At 44.3% G+C, this 17,860-nt stretch carries 13 protein-coding genes; 8 read left to right on the top strand and 5 right to left on the bottom strand.

From position 1 onward, the window contains the following. Positions 1-18: 18 nt before the first annotated feature. From glmM to ACGTN9_RS12555, 3 genes are all read left to right on the top strand, one after another. The gene (glmM, locus tag ACGTN9_RS12565) at positions 19-1,368 is read left to right on the top strand and encodes a phosphoglucosamine mutase (protein ID WP_499593272.1); all 1,350 of its coding nucleotides are present in this window, start codon (positions 19-21) and stop codon (positions 1,366-1,368) included. A gap of 502 nt (positions 1,369-1,870) precedes the next feature. Beyond that, entirely contained in the window at positions 1,871-3,676 is a 1,806-nt protein-coding gene (gene glmS, locus ACGTN9_RS12560; RefSeq protein ID WP_499593270.1) for a glutamine--fructose-6-phosphate transaminase (isomerizing), read from the top strand. A 24-nt stretch (positions 3,677-3,700) separates the two neighbouring features. Continuing rightward, positions 3,701-3,958, top strand: coding sequence for a hypothetical protein (locus ACGTN9_RS12555; protein ID WP_093045163.1), 258 nt, complete (start codon positions 3,701-3,703; stop codon positions 3,956-3,958). 54 nt (positions 3,959-4,012) lie between these two features. Here ACGTN9_RS12555 and ACGTN9_RS12550 read toward each other — a convergent pair whose 3' ends face one another. Then, positions 4,013-4,975, bottom strand: coding sequence for a threonine ammonia-lyase (locus ACGTN9_RS12550; protein ID WP_499593268.1), 963 nt, complete (start codon positions 4,973-4,975; stop codon positions 4,013-4,015). Between the two features lie 56 nt (positions 4,976-5,031). Continuing rightward, on the bottom strand, positions 5,032-6,174 hold the full coding sequence (locus tag ACGTN9_RS12545) for an IscS subfamily cysteine desulfurase (RefSeq protein WP_499593265.1): 1,143 nt from the start codon (positions 6,172-6,174) through the stop codon (positions 5,032-5,034). A 107-nt stretch (positions 6,175-6,281) separates the two neighbouring features. Here ACGTN9_RS12545 and nadB point away from each other — a divergent pair, with 107 nt between their 5' ends. From nadB to nadA, 3 genes are read left to right on the top strand one after another with little or no spacing between them, the layout of a single operon-like run. Next, the gene (gene nadB, locus ACGTN9_RS12540; RefSeq protein WP_499593263.1) at positions 6,282-7,844 is read left to right on the top strand and encodes an L-aspartate oxidase; all 1,563 of its coding nucleotides are present in this window, start codon (positions 6,282-6,284) and stop codon (positions 7,842-7,844) included. Further along, positions 7,813-8,667, top strand: coding sequence for a carboxylating nicotinate-nucleotide diphosphorylase (nadC, locus tag ACGTN9_RS12535; protein ID WP_499593261.1), 855 nt, complete (start codon positions 7,813-7,815; stop codon positions 8,665-8,667). The genes nadB and nadC overlap by 32 nt, the downstream gene beginning before the upstream one ends. Continuing rightward, the gene (gene nadA / locus ACGTN9_RS12530; protein ID WP_499593259.1) at positions 8,664-9,770 is read left to right on the top strand and encodes a quinolinate synthase NadA; all 1,107 of its coding nucleotides are present in this window, start codon (positions 8,664-8,666) and stop codon (positions 9,768-9,770) included. The genes nadC and nadA overlap by 4 nt, the downstream gene beginning before the upstream one ends. Positions 9,771-9,835: 65 nt before the next feature. Here the strand turns inward: nadA and ACGTN9_RS12525 are convergent, their stop codons facing one another. From ACGTN9_RS12525 to ACGTN9_RS12515, 3 genes are all read right to left on the bottom strand, one after another. Continuing rightward, the gene (locus ACGTN9_RS12525; RefSeq protein ID WP_499593257.1) at positions 9,836-10,897 is read right to left on the bottom strand and encodes an NAD(P)/FAD-dependent oxidoreductase; all 1,062 of its coding nucleotides are present in this window, start codon (positions 10,895-10,897) and stop codon (positions 9,836-9,838) included. Positions 10,898-11,350: 453 nt separating this feature from the next. Further along, the gene (locus ACGTN9_RS12520; RefSeq protein ID WP_499593255.1) at positions 11,351-12,193 is read right to left on the bottom strand and encodes a glycerophosphodiester phosphodiesterase; all 843 of its coding nucleotides are present in this window, start codon (positions 12,191-12,193) and stop codon (positions 11,351-11,353) included. Positions 12,194-13,004: 811 nt separating this feature from the next. After that, positions 13,005-14,111 carry an oxidoreductase gene (locus ACGTN9_RS12515; RefSeq protein WP_499593253.1) on the bottom strand — a complete coding sequence of 369 codons (1,107 nt, stop codon included), beginning with the start codon at positions 14,109-14,111 and terminating at the stop codon, positions 13,005-13,007. Positions 14,112-14,351: 240 nt separating this feature from the next. Between ACGTN9_RS12515 and ACGTN9_RS12510 the strand changes: the two genes are divergently transcribed. After that, positions 14,352-15,800 carry an alanine/glycine:cation symporter family protein gene (locus ACGTN9_RS12510; RefSeq protein WP_499593251.1) on the top strand — a complete coding sequence of 483 codons (1,449 nt, stop codon included), beginning with the start codon at positions 14,352-14,354 and terminating at the stop codon, positions 15,798-15,800. A 178-nt stretch (positions 15,801-15,978) separates the two neighbouring features. Beyond that, positions 15,979-17,721 carry a gamma-glutamyltransferase gene (gene ggt, locus ACGTN9_RS12505; protein WP_499593303.1) on the top strand — a complete coding sequence of 581 codons (1,743 nt, stop codon included), beginning with the start codon at positions 15,979-15,981 and terminating at the stop codon, positions 17,719-17,721. Positions 17,722-17,860 lie beyond the last annotated feature (139 nt).

The raw sequence follows: 17,860 nt of genomic DNA, 5'->3' as shown, positions 1-17,860 counted from the left end.
AAGGAGAGAGAACACATCATGGGTAAATATTTTGGTACAGATGGAGTACGAGGAGTCGCGAACAAGGATCTGACCCCGGAACTGGCTTTTAAATTAGGACGCTTTGGTGGGTATACAGTGACTAAAGGTGCACAGAAGCCAAAGGTGCTGATAGGGCGTGACACGAGAATCTCCTGTCACATGCTTGAAGGCGCTCTAACTGCAGGATTGCTATCGATTGGAGCAGAAGTAATGCGAGTCGGCGTCATTTCTACTCCAGGAGTCGCTTACCTGACTAAAGCTTTAGGAGCAGAAGCAGGAGTGATGATTTCCGCATCCCATAATCCAGTAGAGGATAACGGAATCAAGTTCTTTGGTCCAGATGGTTTCAAGCTTTCTGATGACCAGGAGAATGAAATTGAAGCACTACTTGAAAAAGAAGCAGACGACCTTCCGCGTCCGACGGGCGGGGACCTGGGTCAAGTGAACGATTACTTTGAAGGCGCTCAGCGCTATATGCAATATTTGAAACAATCAGTTGATCACGATTTCGATGGTCTTCATATTGCTTTGGATTGTGCCCACGGAGCCACTTCCGCACTTGCTTCTCATATGTTTGCTGATTTAGAAGCAGATATTTCTTCCATCGGTTCATCTCCTGATGGCTTGAATATCAATGATGGGGTAGGTTCCACCCACCCAGAAGCAGTAAGGAAGCTTGTCCTTGAAAAAGGTGCCGATATTGGACTGGCGTTTGACGGCGATGGAGATCGTCTGATTGCTGTAGACGAAAAGGGTAATATTGTTGACGGAGATCACATCATGTACATTTGCGGAAAGCATATGAACGAATCCGGTTTGTTAAATCATTCTACTGTTGTTTCCACTGTTATGAGTAACCTTGGTTTCTATAAGGCGATTGAAGCTAATGGGATGAAGAGCGATAAAACAGCGGTAGGCGACCGATATGTAATGGAAGAAATGAGACAGGGCGGCTATAACCTTGGTGGTGAGCAATCTGGTCATATCATTTTCTTAGATTACAATACAACAGGAGATGGAATGCTTAGTGCATTGCAGCTTATCAATGTTATGAAAGATACAGGCAAGACGTTGTCGGAACTTGCTGCTGAAATGAAGAAATTTCCACAGGTCTTGAAAAATGTGAAAGTAACCGATAAAGCTGCGGTTCAGACTCACCCGCGTATTCAGGATACGATCAAAGCGGTAGAAGAAGAGATGGGTACACAAGGCCGTGTCCTTGTCCGTCCTTCCGGTACGGAACCGCTTGTACGGATCATGGTAGAAGCGCCAACAGAAGAGGAATGCGAAAAGTATGTAGATAAAGTCGTCGAAGTTGTACAAGAAGAACTGGGTTTGACTGAATAACATTCTTGACTATGCGCAGCCAGCACATAACCGCTGGCTGCGCATATTTTGTTATAGGCCAGGTGAAAAGATATTATACCTCTTGGGTTGAAGGTCATAAAATAATGATTGACCTTTAAAAACATTCTCGAGTAAAATGATTAGTAGCCTTTGCTTTTTTGGCCGGCAGGTTTAAAGATTGCTTGTTCAGGTTAATGGAGTAAGGGTGCATTTAAGAAAAACAAGGAGGGACATGTCAGGTAACTAGTTTAAAGCGCCAGGGCTATTTTCTGTTCGGAATGAAAATAGTTGACGAGGAGGAGGTTCATCGAGATTTCGGCGGATGCCTCCCGGTTGCAGCACTTCAACCGTTTGTTCAGTTTTTAAAACAAAGAGGCGACTCTTTTGGACAACGAAGCTGGACGAAGTGCAAGAATTAATACACGAGAAAGGGGCAGACAGCTGCCCCTCACGGGTGCCGGCCTCTGCCCCTTCTGAGGAGATATAAGGAGGATACACCGACATGTGTGGAATTGTAGGATATATTGGATATGATGATTCGAAAGAAATTTTGTTAAAAGGACTGGAAAAGCTGGAATACCGTGGCTATGACTCTGCGGGTATTGCGACGTTGAGCGATAAAGATGTGTATATTTCAAAAGTAAAAGGACGCATCGCACAGCTTCGTGAAGCTGTCGATAGTAACGTCAAGGCAACACTTGGAATCGGGCATACACGCTGGGCAACACACGGCCCGCCAAGTCAGGAAAATGCTCACCCGCATCAAAGTCAATCCGGCCGTTTCAATATTGTGCACAATGGGGTTATAGAGAACTATCTGGAGGTACGCGACGAATACCTTTCCAATGTTGAATTGAAGAGTCAAACTGATACAGAAATCATCGTACAGTTGATTGAAGTACTGTATAATGAAATGAAGGACGTAGCGGCTGCATTCCGTAAAGCTGTTGAACTATTGAAAGGTTCTTATGCGATTGCATTAATTGATGCAGAAGATGAGGATACTATCTATATCGCTAAAAATAAGAGCCCCCTTCTAGTTGGATTGGGAGACGGCTTCAATGTCGTCGCCAGTGACTCGATGGCGATGCTGCAAGTAACAGATCAATATCTTGAACTAATGGATAAAGAAACTGTCCTATTACGTCGTGACTCAGTAGAAATCCTAAAGTTGGATGGATCTATAGTCGAAGAACGTGAGCCATTCACAGCTGAACTGAATGAATCAGATATTGAGAAGGGAACATACCCTCATTTTATGCTGAAAGAAATTGATGAACAGCCGTTAGTGCTCCGTCGAATCATCCAAGAATATCAGAACGAAGACAATGAAATCAAACTGGACCCAGATGTACGCCAGGCTATGAAGGATTGTGACCGTATTTATATCATCGCTGCAGGTACCAGCTACCATGCAGGGTTGATTGGTAAGCAGTTCATTGAAAAGTTCGCGGAAATCCCTGTGGAAGTACACGTAGCAAGCGAGTTCTCCTACAACATGCCATTGTTGTCCGAGAAACCGTTGTTCGTCTATATTTCTCAAAGTGGGGAAACCGCGGATAGCCGTGCCGTACTGGTTCAGACGAAAGAATTGGGACACCCGGCATTGACAATTACGAATGTGCCAGGTTCTACCCTTTCTCGTGAAGCGGATTACACCTTGCACTTGCATGCAGGACCAGAAATCGCTGTAGCTTCAACAAAAGCTTATACAGCTCAAATGGCAGTGCTGGCTATCCTGGGTGTGGATACAGCAAATGCCAAAGGAATCGATCTTGACTTCGATCCGATGCAAGAACTTGCCATCGTAGCAAACGCAATGGAAGCAATGGCCGATCAAAAAGAAGTATTTGAAGATTTAGCGCATGAATTCCTGGAAACCACACGCAACTGCTTCTTTATTGGTCGCAGCATCGATTACTACGTTGGTGTTGAAGGCGCATTGAAGCTTAAAGAAATTTCCTATATTCAGGCAGAAGGTTTTGCCGGCGGGGAATTGAAGCATGGAACAATCGCCTTGATTGAAGAAGGGACACCAGTCATCGCCCTTGCTACTCAAGCGGCTGTCAATGACTCCATTCGCGGAAATGTGCAAGAAGTCATTGCCCGTGGAGCGAATGCCTGTGTAATCAGCATGAAAGGACTGGAAAAAGACGGCGACAGCTTTGTACTTCCGAAAGTACATGAACTGCTGACACCGATCGTTTCTGTACTTCCATTGCAGTTGATTTCCTATTACGCAGCGCTTCATCGTGATTGTGATGTAGATAAGCCACGTAACCTTGCGAAAAGTGTTACAGTGGAATAAATAACTCTCAAAAGGAGTGTACACATGCTAAAGGAATCGGATTTTCCGACAGAAGAACTTAGGGAACAATGGATCAAGGTACGCAACAGAAAATTGGAAGAAATGGCGCAGTACATTCAGCGTTATTTCCACCTTACAAAAGTCAGAGAAAATGACAACAGCTATGAGGTTCAAGGTTATGTTTATCAGCCAGGATATGGTGAGATAAGGATGGCTTTTGAGTTCACCTATGAGAATGTCGCTAAATTGACCGATCTATTTGACGAGTCTATTGAAAAATAAATTGTAACACGACGAACGAACCCAGTTACATCGAGTAACTGGGTTCGTTTTTGTTTATTTAAGATTGGTATTAACGATCAGTTCTTCGATTTTTCCTATATCCACATTCCCTCCTGAAACCACGGTAACGACGTTTTTGTTTTCCAAAGGCAGACGACCATTAATCATCGCCGCAATGGCAACTGCGCTGGATGGTTCAATCAGCTGCTTCATTCGCTCCATGACAAAGCTGAAGGCGAAGCGGATCTCCTCTTCCGAGACTAATACGAGCTCATCGAGGTATTTTTGCAAAACAGGGAATGTCAGATCACCGGGTTGTGACGTGCGCAGTCCATCAGCGATCGTTCTGGTAGCTGGGATAGCAGTGATTTTATTATTCTGTAGGGAGAGGAACGTGTCATTAGCGGTATCGGGCTCTACCCCATATACTTTGACAGCCGGGTTGGTTTCTTTTATAGCTGTCAGGATACCGGAAATGAGTCCGCCTCCCCCTACCGGTACGACAACTGCGTCTACATCTTTCACCTGATCCAGTATTTCCAGGCCAACGGTCCCCTGACCGGCCATGATGTAAGGATCATCATAGGGCGGTATATAGATACCTGACTGTGCTTCAGCGAGCTCTTTTGCTCTTGGAATCCGTTCAGCTGAAGTTGTGCCGCAGGATTCGATTTTGCCATTGTAAGCCTGGATGGCATTCGTTTTACATTGGTTGGCGTCTGTAGGCACTACAATAGTAGCGGGGACGTCCAGCTGGTTAGCGATATAAGCTACAGCCTGGCCATGGTTGCCGGAAGATGCGGCGGTGATTGATTTTGCTCCTTCTTTGACTGCTTGTTTTACTTTGTTCGTAGCACCGCGGATTTTGAATGAACCTGTCTTTTGCAGGTGTTCTGATTTCAAAAATAACTGATTATTACACAGCTTGGAGAGCTGTGCGGACTGCAGGATCGGTGTGGTGTGAATGGTGTCAGCAATATTTTCTTGCGCTGTTTTGATATTTTGTACATTAATCATCAGGATACCCCTTTCTGATTACACTACTATTATTCTAGCAGAAGGGGTTTTAAAATTCAGACTTCGGCTCTTACGGCTGGATTACTAACGGTCATCATGGCAATCAGGCAGTCTGCTAACCCTTGAACGTCTGCTGTGGTCGTTTGTTTGCCAAAAGATATACGGACAAATGTTCTTGCTTTTTCCTCCGGATATCCCATAGCCAGCAATGTTTTGACCGGCGCATGGTCTTGAATTGTACAGGCACTGCCGGTTGATATGGCATAACCTTTCCGGTTAGCTTCAAGCATGGCCCATTGGCCTTCTATGCCAGCAAGGGTCAGACCAATTATAGGAGCATCATCAGCTGTCTTGCCGATGAAATGAAGCTTATGTTGAACTGGGAGCATTGCTTGTGCAAAAGTAGATTTTAAGGCAGCCATATGTTTTTGCTGGTCCTTCATCTCGCTAATGTTTTCCTGGGCAGCCGTAGTAAAGGCTGCTATTCCCGGTACATTCACTGTACCTGCACGAACTCCTTTTTCATGGGAACCGTTATAAAGGTCCGGACTAATTGAGATGGATGGAGCAAGGTAGACTGCTCCAACTCCCTTTGGACCGTATATTTTATGACTCGATATTGAAAAACTGTCCATATACTTCGTGTATGTTCGCAAGTCTACTTTTCCAATCGCCTGGACACAGTCACTGTGAAAAAGGGTTCCCCACTTTTGGCATATAGAATGGATTGCTTCCACGGGTTGCAGGGTACCAATTTCCCCATTCATCGTTTGGATGGAAACCAGTACGGTGTCCTTTCGTATAGCAGCTTCCAATACCTCTAGATTGACGATTCCTTCTTTCGTAAATGGTATTTTTGTAATTTCATAGCCTTCTTTTTCTAGTTTTTCTAAGGCGTTGTGAACCGAGGAATGCTCTGCCTGAGAAGTAATGATATGCTTACCTTTCCCGGATTTAGCTAATATGGATAAACCGATGTGGTTGCTCTCCGTCCCTCCGCTGGTAAAATAAATCCCCTCTTTTTGAACGCCTAACTGATCAGCCAGCGTCTTGCGGCAGTGTTCGACCAGTGAGCTTGCCTGAGTTCCTTGATCATGCAGGCTGCTTGTGTTTCCGAAATAGTTTTTGGCTGCTTGATTATATACTTCTAAAGACATGTCATCGATTGGACAGGTGGCCGCGTAATCAAAATATTTCATGCTCTCCACTCCTTTTTCGGCATTCCAGAAAAAAGCACTTGTCATAAGTGTAATTCTGTGTAAATATAAGTGTCAAGACACATGTAAAATTAGAGGTGGATAACACGGTGGAACAGGCAGATGTAATTATCATCGGAAGTGGTATCGCTGCTTTACAACTGATTGGCAACTTACGCAGGGATATTAATGTGATTATACTCACAAAGTCAGAAGTAAAGACCGGCAACTCTTTTCTTGCTCAGGGTGGGGTTGCAGCAGCAGTAGGGGCTGAAGATGACCCTTATGATCATTATAGGGACACACTGGAGGCGGGGAGAGGGATCAACAACCATGAAGCAGTAATTCAATTGACGAAGCAGGCTCCCTCTGTCATCGACGCTTTGCTCGAAGCTGGATGTGACTTTGATCGGAACCCACAAGGGGAACTGAGATTGGGAAGAGAAGGATCCCATTCCTGCAATCGAATTGTTCATGGAGGAGGAGATCAAACAGGAAAGTGGATTGTCAATTGCCTTATACAAAAAATTGGACCGAATGTAAGAGTCAAAGAGCATGAATTTGTCTATCAATTGCTCACTGATGAGCAAGGTCGTTGTTACGGAGTAAAAAGCAAGCACCGTGGCGGGAAGATAAAGACATATCTGGCTCCCCATGTTGTGCTGGCAACCGGTGGATGCGGGAGAGTTTATGCTGCTACTTCCAATGCCGAAACTGTGACAGGCGATGGACTTGTCCTTGGATATATTGCTGGGGCCGAACTTGTAGATATGGAATTTGTGCAATTTCATCCTACCTTGTTATCCATAAATGGAGATATAAAAGGATTAGTTTCTGAAGCGGTACGGGGAGATGGCGCATTCCTGGTTGATGAAGAAGGTATGGCTATCATGAAAGGAGTACACCCCCTGGAAGATTTAGCTCCTCGTCATATTGTGGCCCAGACTATTTACGACCACATTCAGCAAGGGAGAGAGGTGTCTTTAGATATCACCAGTATCGACAATTTTACCAGGAAGTTTCCTACAGTGACTCGCTTATGTGAGAAGCACGGAATTGCTGTAGAAGAGGGGAAAATTCCAGTTGCCCCGGGCTGTCATTTTTTAATGGGAGGCATTCGGACGGATGATGTAGGACGTACAACGGTGAAGGGACTTTATGCCATAGGAGAGGTAGCTTGTACCGGTGTCCATGGTGCGAACCGGCTCGCCAGCAATTCGTTATTAGAGGGGCTGGTATATGGAAAAAGGTTGGCTGAGCATATCAACCATCAGTCGAAAGAGAAAATCAGCTTCCAGGCTCCCCGATATAGTGAGGAAAAATGTGAAGTCATCCTCCCTTCTATGGAAGAAATACAGCAATCAATGATGAAGCGAGTAGGCATCATAAGGAATAAAAACGAACTGACCCAGCAACGGGAATGGCTGGATTCGTTTTCCCTCCCGGAGGATATGGATGGGCTGACTATCAGTGAAATCAGCCGTGTATTTATGCTTATCACTTCAAAGCTGATAACAATATCTGCGTTGGAACGGGAAGAGAGTAGAGGCGGTCATTTTAGGCAGGATTTCCCGTTTGAAAGGTCCGGTTGGCAACATAAACATGTTCGGTTACATAAAAATAGAAAGCAGGGTGAAATCTATGAATCTATTGATGCTGCGGCGTTCACTTGAAAGTTTTTTCATCGAGGATATCGGAGAGCAGGACATTACAAGTGAAATATTATTCGATAAGAATACGGAAGGGGAGGTCCAATTCCTTTCCAAACAGACGGGTATATTGTGCGGAATCGACATCATCCGTACAGGGTTTGAAATGCTTGATCCGGAAGTTGAGGTAGAGTTGTTCAAGCAGGATGGGTGTGAGCTTTATGAAGGTGATCAAATCGCCAGAGCTTACGGGAACATGGCCAGTCTCCTTAAAGGGGAACGGGTCATTTTAAACCTTCTGCAGCGGATGAGCGGTATTGCTACATTGACAAGGAAAGCGGTCAGAAATCTGGACAGTAATCATACAAGAATTTGTGATACGAGGAAGACGACTCCAGGACTTAGGATGCTGGAAAAGTATGCGGTTAGGACTGGAGGAGGATACAATCATCGCAACGGCCTTTATGATGCCGTGATGTTGAAAGACAATCATATCGCTTTTGCAGGTTCGCTTACCAGTGCTGTAGTCAAGCTTAGAGAAGAACTGGGTCACATGGTCAAAATTGAAGTGGAAACGGAAACCAGGGAACAAGTGATAGAAGCGGTGGAAGCGGGAGTTGATTGTATCATGTTTGATAACCGTACCCCGGATGAAATCAATGAGCTGATCCAACTCGTTCCTCCTTCCATAAAAACAGAAGCATCCGGAGGCATAGCAGTCGATCACTTAGGGTTGTTCCGTGATTGTGGCGTGGATTATATCTCCCTCGGATGTTTGACCCATTCGGCACCTGCCCTTGATATCAGTGTGAAAGTACCAGTCATAGAAAGGAGTCTTGTAAAATGAATGTCTTAGAAACATTACAGCAAAAAAATCCGACCGTGCCTGAGCGGTATAAAAACATGCCTGTGGAAGAACTTGAAGCACGAGTCAGTGCAGTGAAGGAGCGTATGGGAAAGCGGCTGTTTCTACCTGGACACCATTATCAAAAGGATGAAGTCATTCAATTCGCCGATGCTCGCGGGGATTCGTTGAAGCTGGCCCAGCTATCTGCGGAAAATCAGGATGCGGAAGCCATCGTTTTTTGTGGTGTTCATTTTATGGCTGAGACAGCAGATATTTTAACGAAACAGGACCAAACGGTATACCTTCCTGATATGCGGGCGGGTTGCTCGATGGCAGACATGGCAGATTTGAACCAGACAGAAAAAGCCTGGAAATCGCTGATGGACTTGTTTGGGGATACGATTCTTCCACTCACTTATGTCAATTCAACTGCAGCCATCAAAGCTTTTGTCGGAAAACATGAAGGGGCTACTGTCACCTCTTCTAATGCGGAAAAAATGGTAAGCTGGGCTTTTAGACAAAAAGAACGGATACTATTCTTGCCTGATCAGCATTTAGGACGTAATACAGCCTTTAACTTAGGAATACCACTTAATCATATGGCGGTTTGGGATCCAATATTGGAGCGATTGTTTCATGATTGTCCGCTGGAAGAAGTAAAAGTGATTTTATGGAAAGGGCATTGTTCTGTGCACGAAAACTTTACGGTTGCCAACGTAAAGCAAGTTCGTGAACAATTCCCTAATATGCAAATCATCGTTCATCCTGAGTGCAGGAGGGAAGTGGTAGATCTTGCTGACGAAGCCGGTTCGACCAACTATATTATTCAAACAATCAAAAACGCTCCAGTTGGAAGTGCCTGGGCAATTGGTACAGAAATGAATCTCGTCAACCGGCTCATTAAGGAGAACCCGGATAAACATATTATCTCTTTGAACCCGAATATGTGTCCATGCCTTACAATGAATCGCATTGATCTTCCGCATTTAGCATGGTGTCTGGAAGCCATAGAGCAGGGTGAGCACCCTAATGTCATAGAAGTGAAAGAGGACATAGCAAGTGATGCTAAAAAAGCGTTAGACCGGATGCTGGCAAGAGCATAACCCTCTTCATTAAAGTTTATAAAAACAGCTGATCAGCACTATGCTGATCAGCTGTTTTCTTCGTATTAATGTCGTTTGTTCAACCATAGCACACCTGATTTGGCCAGGCGTGGCAGCAGCCCGGTAACAGGTTTCTGGAGCATATTTCCGAATCCATCAGATTTACCGAGGGAACCAAGCGCGCCTTTCAATTTAACTTCACCTGGTTTATCCGGTTCCTTACCTTTTAAGATCGCAGATAATACTTCAGCGATTTGTTCGCCCTGCTGTCCAGCCAGCTGAGCACTTGGTGAATGCTCAGATGCTGCACAGTCACCAACCACATACACGTTTGGTTGAGAAGGGACCTGATAATAATCATTAAGAATGACTTTTTCCTGGGAATCCTTTTCAAACGGCAGCTCCCGTACTAAGACATTCGGCCGCACACCGGCGGTCCAAATCGTAACGTCATTCACATAACAGATGCCATTGTTGCATACCCCGTCTTTTTCCACATATTCGACGTTGGCATTATGGATGACTTCTACATCGTTCTTTTCGAACCATTCTTCTACGTAATCCTGAATCTTCTTATCAAAAGCCCTTAACACGGTTTCCCCGCGATCCAGCAGCCGAATGTTCAAGTCCGGCCTGCTTTCCCTGATTTCAGAGGCGACTTCGATTCCGCTTAAACCGGCGCCGACTACCGACACCATTCCGTAGGCTTTCAAGTTACCTATGGCAATCCCGGTGTGTCGCGCTTTGGCAAATGTCTGGACACTTTCGGTGAAATCCTTTGCACCTTCAATACCGTGGTAATTATCTTCACAGCCCAGTCCAATGACTAAATAATCATACGCTACTGGTTCTCTATTATCCTGGACGATAATCTGTTCTTGTTCCGTATCGATTTTTTCTATTTCTCCATATACATAATCGACTTGGTCATGCTCTGGAAATTCGATACGAACATTTTTGTCCGATTCTGTTCCAGCTGCAATCGCATAGAATTCCGTCTTCAGGGAGTGGTACGGGTTTCTATCGATCATGGTGATATGGACGTCTTTCGGCAGGTCATTATCAATAAGGTTCAGCAATATTTTAACCCCGCCGTATCCGCCGCCTAAAATGACTAATCTCTTCATAGTTATACCCCTTTTAACATTATACTGTTTATCCGATGAAATGCCCGGATACCACATGTAAAACCGCTTTCTTTCTCTCCATCCTAAAGAGTATCAAAAAATATGTCTAAAGACTAGAAAAATCCTATAGAAACAATTTAAATAGTGTTATTAAATTTTACCCAGATGGTAAAATCTGAAACTTGAGCGACCTATGAGTAGATACATGATACAAAACACACAGGAATTGCTATACAGTGGGGGAGGGGATCGTAAGTTTCTCATTTTCGACAAAAGCTTTCATTTGCTAAGTGGTAATCGACAAAAAAGCTTCCCTTGTTCAAACGTTTGATTGATGAAAAGTTGATCTCCCTTACACTCAGTTTTGCCTTTAAAACTCTAGTTGATGCTCTTCACCTATAAATAAAGACCGGCTCTTGGTGAGCCGGCCTTTAATGGAAAGTGTCTGTTATATTATGGGCGTGGATCAACGTAATCTGGATAATCTGTAATGATACCGTCAGCACCAACTTCTAATAAGAAATTGGCAGATTCACGATCTCGTACTGTCCAGGGGTGCGTCTTCATGTTGTAGTCATGAATTCGTTCTACAAGAGAGGCATCGATCATGCCTTTGCTAGGGTTGACATAGTCTGCATATTCTTCAAACCTATCCAACTGCTTATCTGAAATTCCTTCCGGGTTGTAACCAAGCAGGACACCGACTGGAACCTCCGGTAATATATTATGGAATTTCTGGACTGATTCATGGTCGAACGATTGGACGATGATTTTTTCGTTCTCCGGCTTGTCTAACTTGCGGGAGGTTAACTCATCGGCAATTTTTTGTTCGATGCCCGGGTAGAGGGCAGGTGATTTCATTTCAATCAAAATTCCGGACTTTCCTTTGTATTCATCGAGGACTTCGCCAAGAGTAGGAATTGTTTCACCGGCAAACACTTCACCAAACCAGCTTCCAGCATCAAGGCTTTTCAGCTCTTCCAGCGTTAAATCTTTTACACTCCCTGTTCCGTCTGTAGTGCGGTCGACCGTCGTGTCATGGATAACCACTAATTCTCCATCTTTACTCATTTGTACATCCAGCTCAAACATATCCGCTTTCATATCTACGGCTTTCTCGAAAGCAGCCATCGTGTTTTCCGGTGCATAGCCAGATGCTCCACGGTGAGCGATGTTAAGTACTTGTTTCTGTTCTTTCGTCGCCATGCCCTCACTTGCAAAGGCGCTTTCTCCTGGAGCAAAAAACATCATAAGAGCTATGGCTCCTACTGATAAAGTAGACACAAATTGTTTCATATTCCTCTCTCCCTTCGCTATGTTCAACTACAAGTCTAGCGAAGGAATATTGAGGATGGATGAAATTGGTGTTTGAGTTTTGTTTAGCTATTATTACAAAATTAAGGTCCAATATCCTTAAAATGTTAATCTGTATATGATAAAAGAACTATAGAAAGGAAGTTCTTTAATATCTGTTAAATCTCAGTGCTGATTTTACAGTTAAAGCTCCCTTTTGCTGAAGACTCAGTTTCGAGATAGTTAGGTCCGTTACCATGAAAGGATTGGGATGGTCTGGGAAACAACTCGCTTTCCTGCGGGGGACCTGGCAAGCTTCCTCGGGCTAAAGCCCTGCGGGATCTCGCCTAGCCCCTTCTCCCGCGGGAGTCTCGCCGTTTCCCTTCCCATCCAGCCAGTTGTAATAAACGAACCCTTCAAAAAGAGTAAGAATGTAGCTGAAACCTTCATGTTGACGCATTTAAAAAGGATATAAGGGCGCCAAAGTCTTCTTTCTATCATGGTCGATTTCCATAAGTGTGATTTCGAGAATTTCCTATTATGGCAAGGGGCGTAGGGAAACGGTGAGACTCCTGTGGGAGTTGAGTGATAGATGAGGCCCCGCAAGGCGAAGCCTGAGGAGACTCAGCACACGCCCACGGAAAGCGAATCGTTTCCCGGAGCCCCTAAACTCCACTATTATCTCGAAATCAAGTCTTCGACTTTTCGGCCCTATTGTTGAATAAGCCTCTTACGGAAAATAAACAACAGCTTTTAACAGAGCCATATAAAATAAAGCCAGGGGGACTTGGTGTTCTGCCCTCTGGCTTTATTGTTATTCTGTAATTTCCTTATTCAATTCACTGTCTTTGATGTGTGCGTGTGGGAGTAGTGTATTCTCAAAATCGAAGTCACTTAATTCTTTACCGCGATGGACCCGATTAGGAAAGTCAGGGTTTGCCAGAGCACTGGTGCCAAGGGAAACGATGTCCGTTTCTTCTTTTTCAATCATATTAACTGCTGTTCCTGGATCCCCGAGTTTACCATTAGCTATTACCGGGAGGCTGCTGAAGTCTTTAGCTGCTTTTGCTAATGTTCTAGTCCCTTTGCCAAAGGCTGGTGTGGTTGCATCGGCATCAGTTACGTGAATATAATCAAGAGAAGTTTTACTCAACTCCGAGAAAATGAACGATGCATCTTCTTCACCACCAGGCCACTTATGATCAGGATCTGCTACTTTGATTTGGGAAATCCGGATACCGACAATAAATTCTTCCCCTACAGCTTCACGAATTTCTTCAATAACCTCAAGCATCAGGCGCATCCGTTTTTCGAGGGAACCACCGTATGCATCTTCCCGCTTATTCAAATAATCCGTTAAAAATTGATCTAACAGATAGCCATTAGCCCCGTGGATTTCGACCCCATCAAAACCAGCCTGCTTAGCATAGCGCGCACCATCTACAAATGCACGTTTTGCAGATTCGATATCCTGTTCTGTCATTTGTTTTGGTTTTGGAAAAGGACCTGAACCACCATAAAATTCTAATTGCTCCCCTTTTGGTGGTACATCAGATGGAGCGATCGTACCGTTGACATAGGCATTTCCCTGCCCCTGGCCGCCAGCATGCATCAATTGCGCAATGAACACAGTATCATATTCATGGACTGCATCTACGACAGGCTTCCATGCTTGCACATGTTTTTCGTTAGCGATCCCTGGCTGATTTTCATATCCCTGACTATAGCTTTCATCCAAATAGATGCCTTCAGAAATGATGGCGCCGAATCCGCCTTTCGCAAAACGTTCATAGTACTGTTTCATACGCTCATTAGCACTGCCATTATCATTAGCACTGACACGAGTCATTGGTGCTACAACTAAGTGATTATTAAAAGTGCGGTTGCCTATTTTTATATTAGAAAAGAGTGGTTTTACCATATCTGACTTCCTTTCTTTACAGGTTGAAACTCATACTAAATTCTGCAAACTTAAATAGCAAACATCATGCTTATAATTGAATGGATGTAAAAAAAAGGATTAAGAAAAATTATGGAAGGGTAAAAACAAACCATTAAGGAGGGGCATAGAACATTTATGTAATCGTTTCATTTATCTTTTCGTTTTTGTTATTATGAATATTGCGTGAAATTTTTCAAAAATCTTAAAAGGAGCGATTTGATGGAAAAATGGCTGACCATGGATACATGGCTCGGTGATCTTGTCAATGCAGGTAATACGCTTTTGTGGACTTATATATTGATAGGTTTACTACTTGCATTAGGCGTCTGGTTCACCGTTAAAACCAAGTTTGTCCAGTTCCGTTTGATAAAAGAAATGGTATTGCTTTTAATCAAGGGGACAGACCATACTGGTTTCAAAGAAAAAAAGGGTACAACCCCTTTCCAGGCATTTGCAATCAGTACAGCCGCCCGTGTTGGTACAGGAAACCTGGCGGGTGTGGCGATCGCTATTTCAGTAGGTGGTCCTGGAGCTGTCTTCTGGATGTGGATGATTGCATTGGTTGGAGCAGCAACAGGGTTTGTGGAAAGTACACTTGCACAGATGTACAAAGTGAAAGATAAAAATGGATTCCGCGGCGGCCCCGCGTATTATATGGAAAGAGCACTAGGGAAACGCTGGATGGGTGTCTTGTTTGCTATCCTGATCACGCTTTGTTTCGGTCTTATTTTTAACGCCGTGCAAGCCAATACGATTGCAATGGCATTTACAGGAGCTTATGAAATTCATCCGTTAATCATCGGGGCAATTATCGCAGCAATGATCGGTGTCGTTATTTATGGAGGCATTCGGCGTATCGCGGTGGTGGCGGAAGTGATTGTGCCTATTTTCGCCGTTGCCTATATCATCGTCGCATTTATAATTATGGTAATTAATATCGATCAATTACCAGGCATTGTTTCTCTAATTGTAAGCAACGCTTTAGGGATTAAGGAAATTGCCGGAGGCGGAATCGGTGCAGCACTGATGAATGGGATTCAGCGCGGTCTGTTCTCGAATGAAGCCGGTATGGGTAGTGCGCCGAACGCGGCTGCTACATCCTATGTCAAACACCCGGTTGAACAAGGACTTGTCCAGACGCTTGGTGTGTTTACGGATACATTGATCATTTGTAGTTCTACAGCATTTATCATACTGTTAGCAGACGTTCATACTGTCGGGGAAATGGACGGTATTCAATTGACACAGCTAGCCTTGAGCACCCACCTTGGTCCCTGGGCTGATGCTTTAGTAGCCCTTACTATTTTCTTTTTCGCTTTCAGTTCCCTGCTTGGAAACTACTATTATGGGGAAACGAACCTGCAATTCATTTCTGAAAATAAAATGTATGTACAGGTTTTCCGAATTGCATTTCTAATCATGGTATTGGTTGGATCCATGAGTGAAATCGAGATTATCTGGGGATTAGCCGATCTGTTCATGGGCTCCATGGCATTAGTCAACTTGATCGCGATCGCCTTATTGACGAAATTAGCAGTTGCTGCACTGGATGACTATCAGAGGCAGCGTAAATTAGGACGTGTACCTGTTTTTTATAAAAACAGCATTCCTGGTGTGAAAAACCTGGAAGCCTGGGAACGGAAAGAGAATACCTATAAAGAGAAATAAGTGATTAAAGAGAAGTCCCAATAAGGGGCTTCTCATTTTTTGTAGGAATTGCAGCTATTTTGTAGGTTTTCGGGACTCTGGCACTACTTAAATAGGTCTTAACGTGGTGTTTTAAGTTCAGAATTTTCAGTAAAATAAAAGATAGTCTAGAAAGGAGGAAACTAAATTGAATAAGAAAATGACTCGTTTTTTGTCTGTGTTTGTCATGTTAGCCCTGGTGTTATCCATGGCTTTTCCTTCTAGCTTGCTTGCCAAAGCGCCCGATCGAAGCGGTGATAAGGTAGCATACGGGGAAGAAGGAATGGTGGCTACAGCTCATCCCGCTGCTTCTAAGATTGGAGCAGATGTCCTGAAAAAAGGTGGGACCGCTATGGATGCTGCTATTGCCATTCAATTTGCCCTTAATGTAGCTGAACCGATGATGTCTGGTATTGGCGGCGGTGGTTTCATGATGGTATATGATGCAGAAGCCGATGATGTATCCATCATTGACAGCCGTGAACGTGCGCCAACGGGTGCGACTCCTGATATGTTTCTGGATGAAGATGGCAACGTTATTCCTTTTTCCGAGCGACATATCAGCGGTGATGCTGTTGGAGTCCCTGGAACACTGAAAGGACTGATGACCGCCCATGATAAATGGGGCACAAAACCATTCAACCAATTGATTAATCCCGCGATCAAGCTGGCTCATAGCGGGGTAGAAGTGAATAGTGTGCTTGCCGATGCTATCGCTGATAATCAGGATAAACTAGCGAGAAGTGCAGCAGCAGATGTGTTCATGCCTGGAGGTGAACCGCTTCAGGAAGGCGATCTTTTAGTCCAAAGAGAGCTGGCACATACCTTCAAGCAAATTCGTAAAGATGGGCTGGATGCTTTTTATGGAGGAGAAATTGGACAGGCTCTGGCTGACACCGTCCAGGATTTTGGCGGGAGTATGACGAGCGAGGATTTAGAGAATTATGAAGTTACTATAGATGAACCAGTGACAGGCACATATAGAGGTTATGAAATAGCTTCCATGTCACCGCCAAGTTCAGGTGGATTGACAATATTACAGATGTTAAAAATGCTGGAAGGTTTCGACCTTTCCAGTTATGATGTGAAATCACCGGAAAAATACCACCTGCTCGTTGAGGCTATGCACCTGGCATATGCAGATCGGAACACGTACATCGGTGATACCCAGTTTGTCGATGTACCAATGGAAGGAATGCTCAATGAGGAATATTTAGCTGAAAGAAGATCCTTGATTGACCTTTGGGAAGCAAATGAAGAGGTAGAACCAGGCAACCCTTGGGCCTATCAGGAAGGAAGCCCTCAAGGAGCAGCTGAGCAGCCGGATGACCGTGAAATCGGTGAAACCACTCATTTCACAGTAGCTGATAAGTGGGGGAACCTTGTATCCTACACAACTACGATTGAACAGGTATTCGGTACAGGTATTATGGTGCCGGAATATGGATTTATGTTGAACAATGAGTTGACTGATTTTGATGCTGTGCCGGGTGGTCCTAATCAGGTAGAGCCAAATAAACGGCCAATGAGCAGCATGAGTCCGACAATTTTATTTAAAGATGGCGAACCATTTATGACGGTAGGTTCACCAGGCGGACCAACGATTATTACTTCAGTAATGCAAACGATCATCAATGTCATTGATTATGATATGGGCTTGCAAGATGCGGTTGAAGAACCAAGGATTTACAGTTCTTCTTACCCGGAAATCCTATGGGAGGAAGGAATACCTGAAAGCACAAGAGAAACCATGGAAGACTGGGGACATGAATGGCGGAGCACCTCACGCGACCTTGGTAATGTCCAGGCGATAAGAATTTTGGAGGACAGCAGCTTCATCGGAGCAGCTGACTCTACAAGGGAAGGTACTGCTATCGGTCTCGATCGAACTGCTGGAAAGTAATAGGGGTGATAAGAGGACGGCCAGATGGTTGTCCTCTTTCTTATGGCCATAGAGTAGGCACAGGTCCTTATTTTTACTAGAAAAAGCACTTGAATACTCGACAACTGTCATCCCTTACTGGACAAAAAAGGGCTTTAAT

This window comes from Halobacillus sp. B23F22_5 (assembly GCF_043497085.1).
GTDB lineage: Bacteria > Bacillota > Bacilli > Bacillales > Halobacillaceae > Thalassobacillus.
The sequence above is the reverse complement of the archived record's forward strand: the minus strand, read 5'-3'. Positions and strand labels throughout refer to the sequence as shown.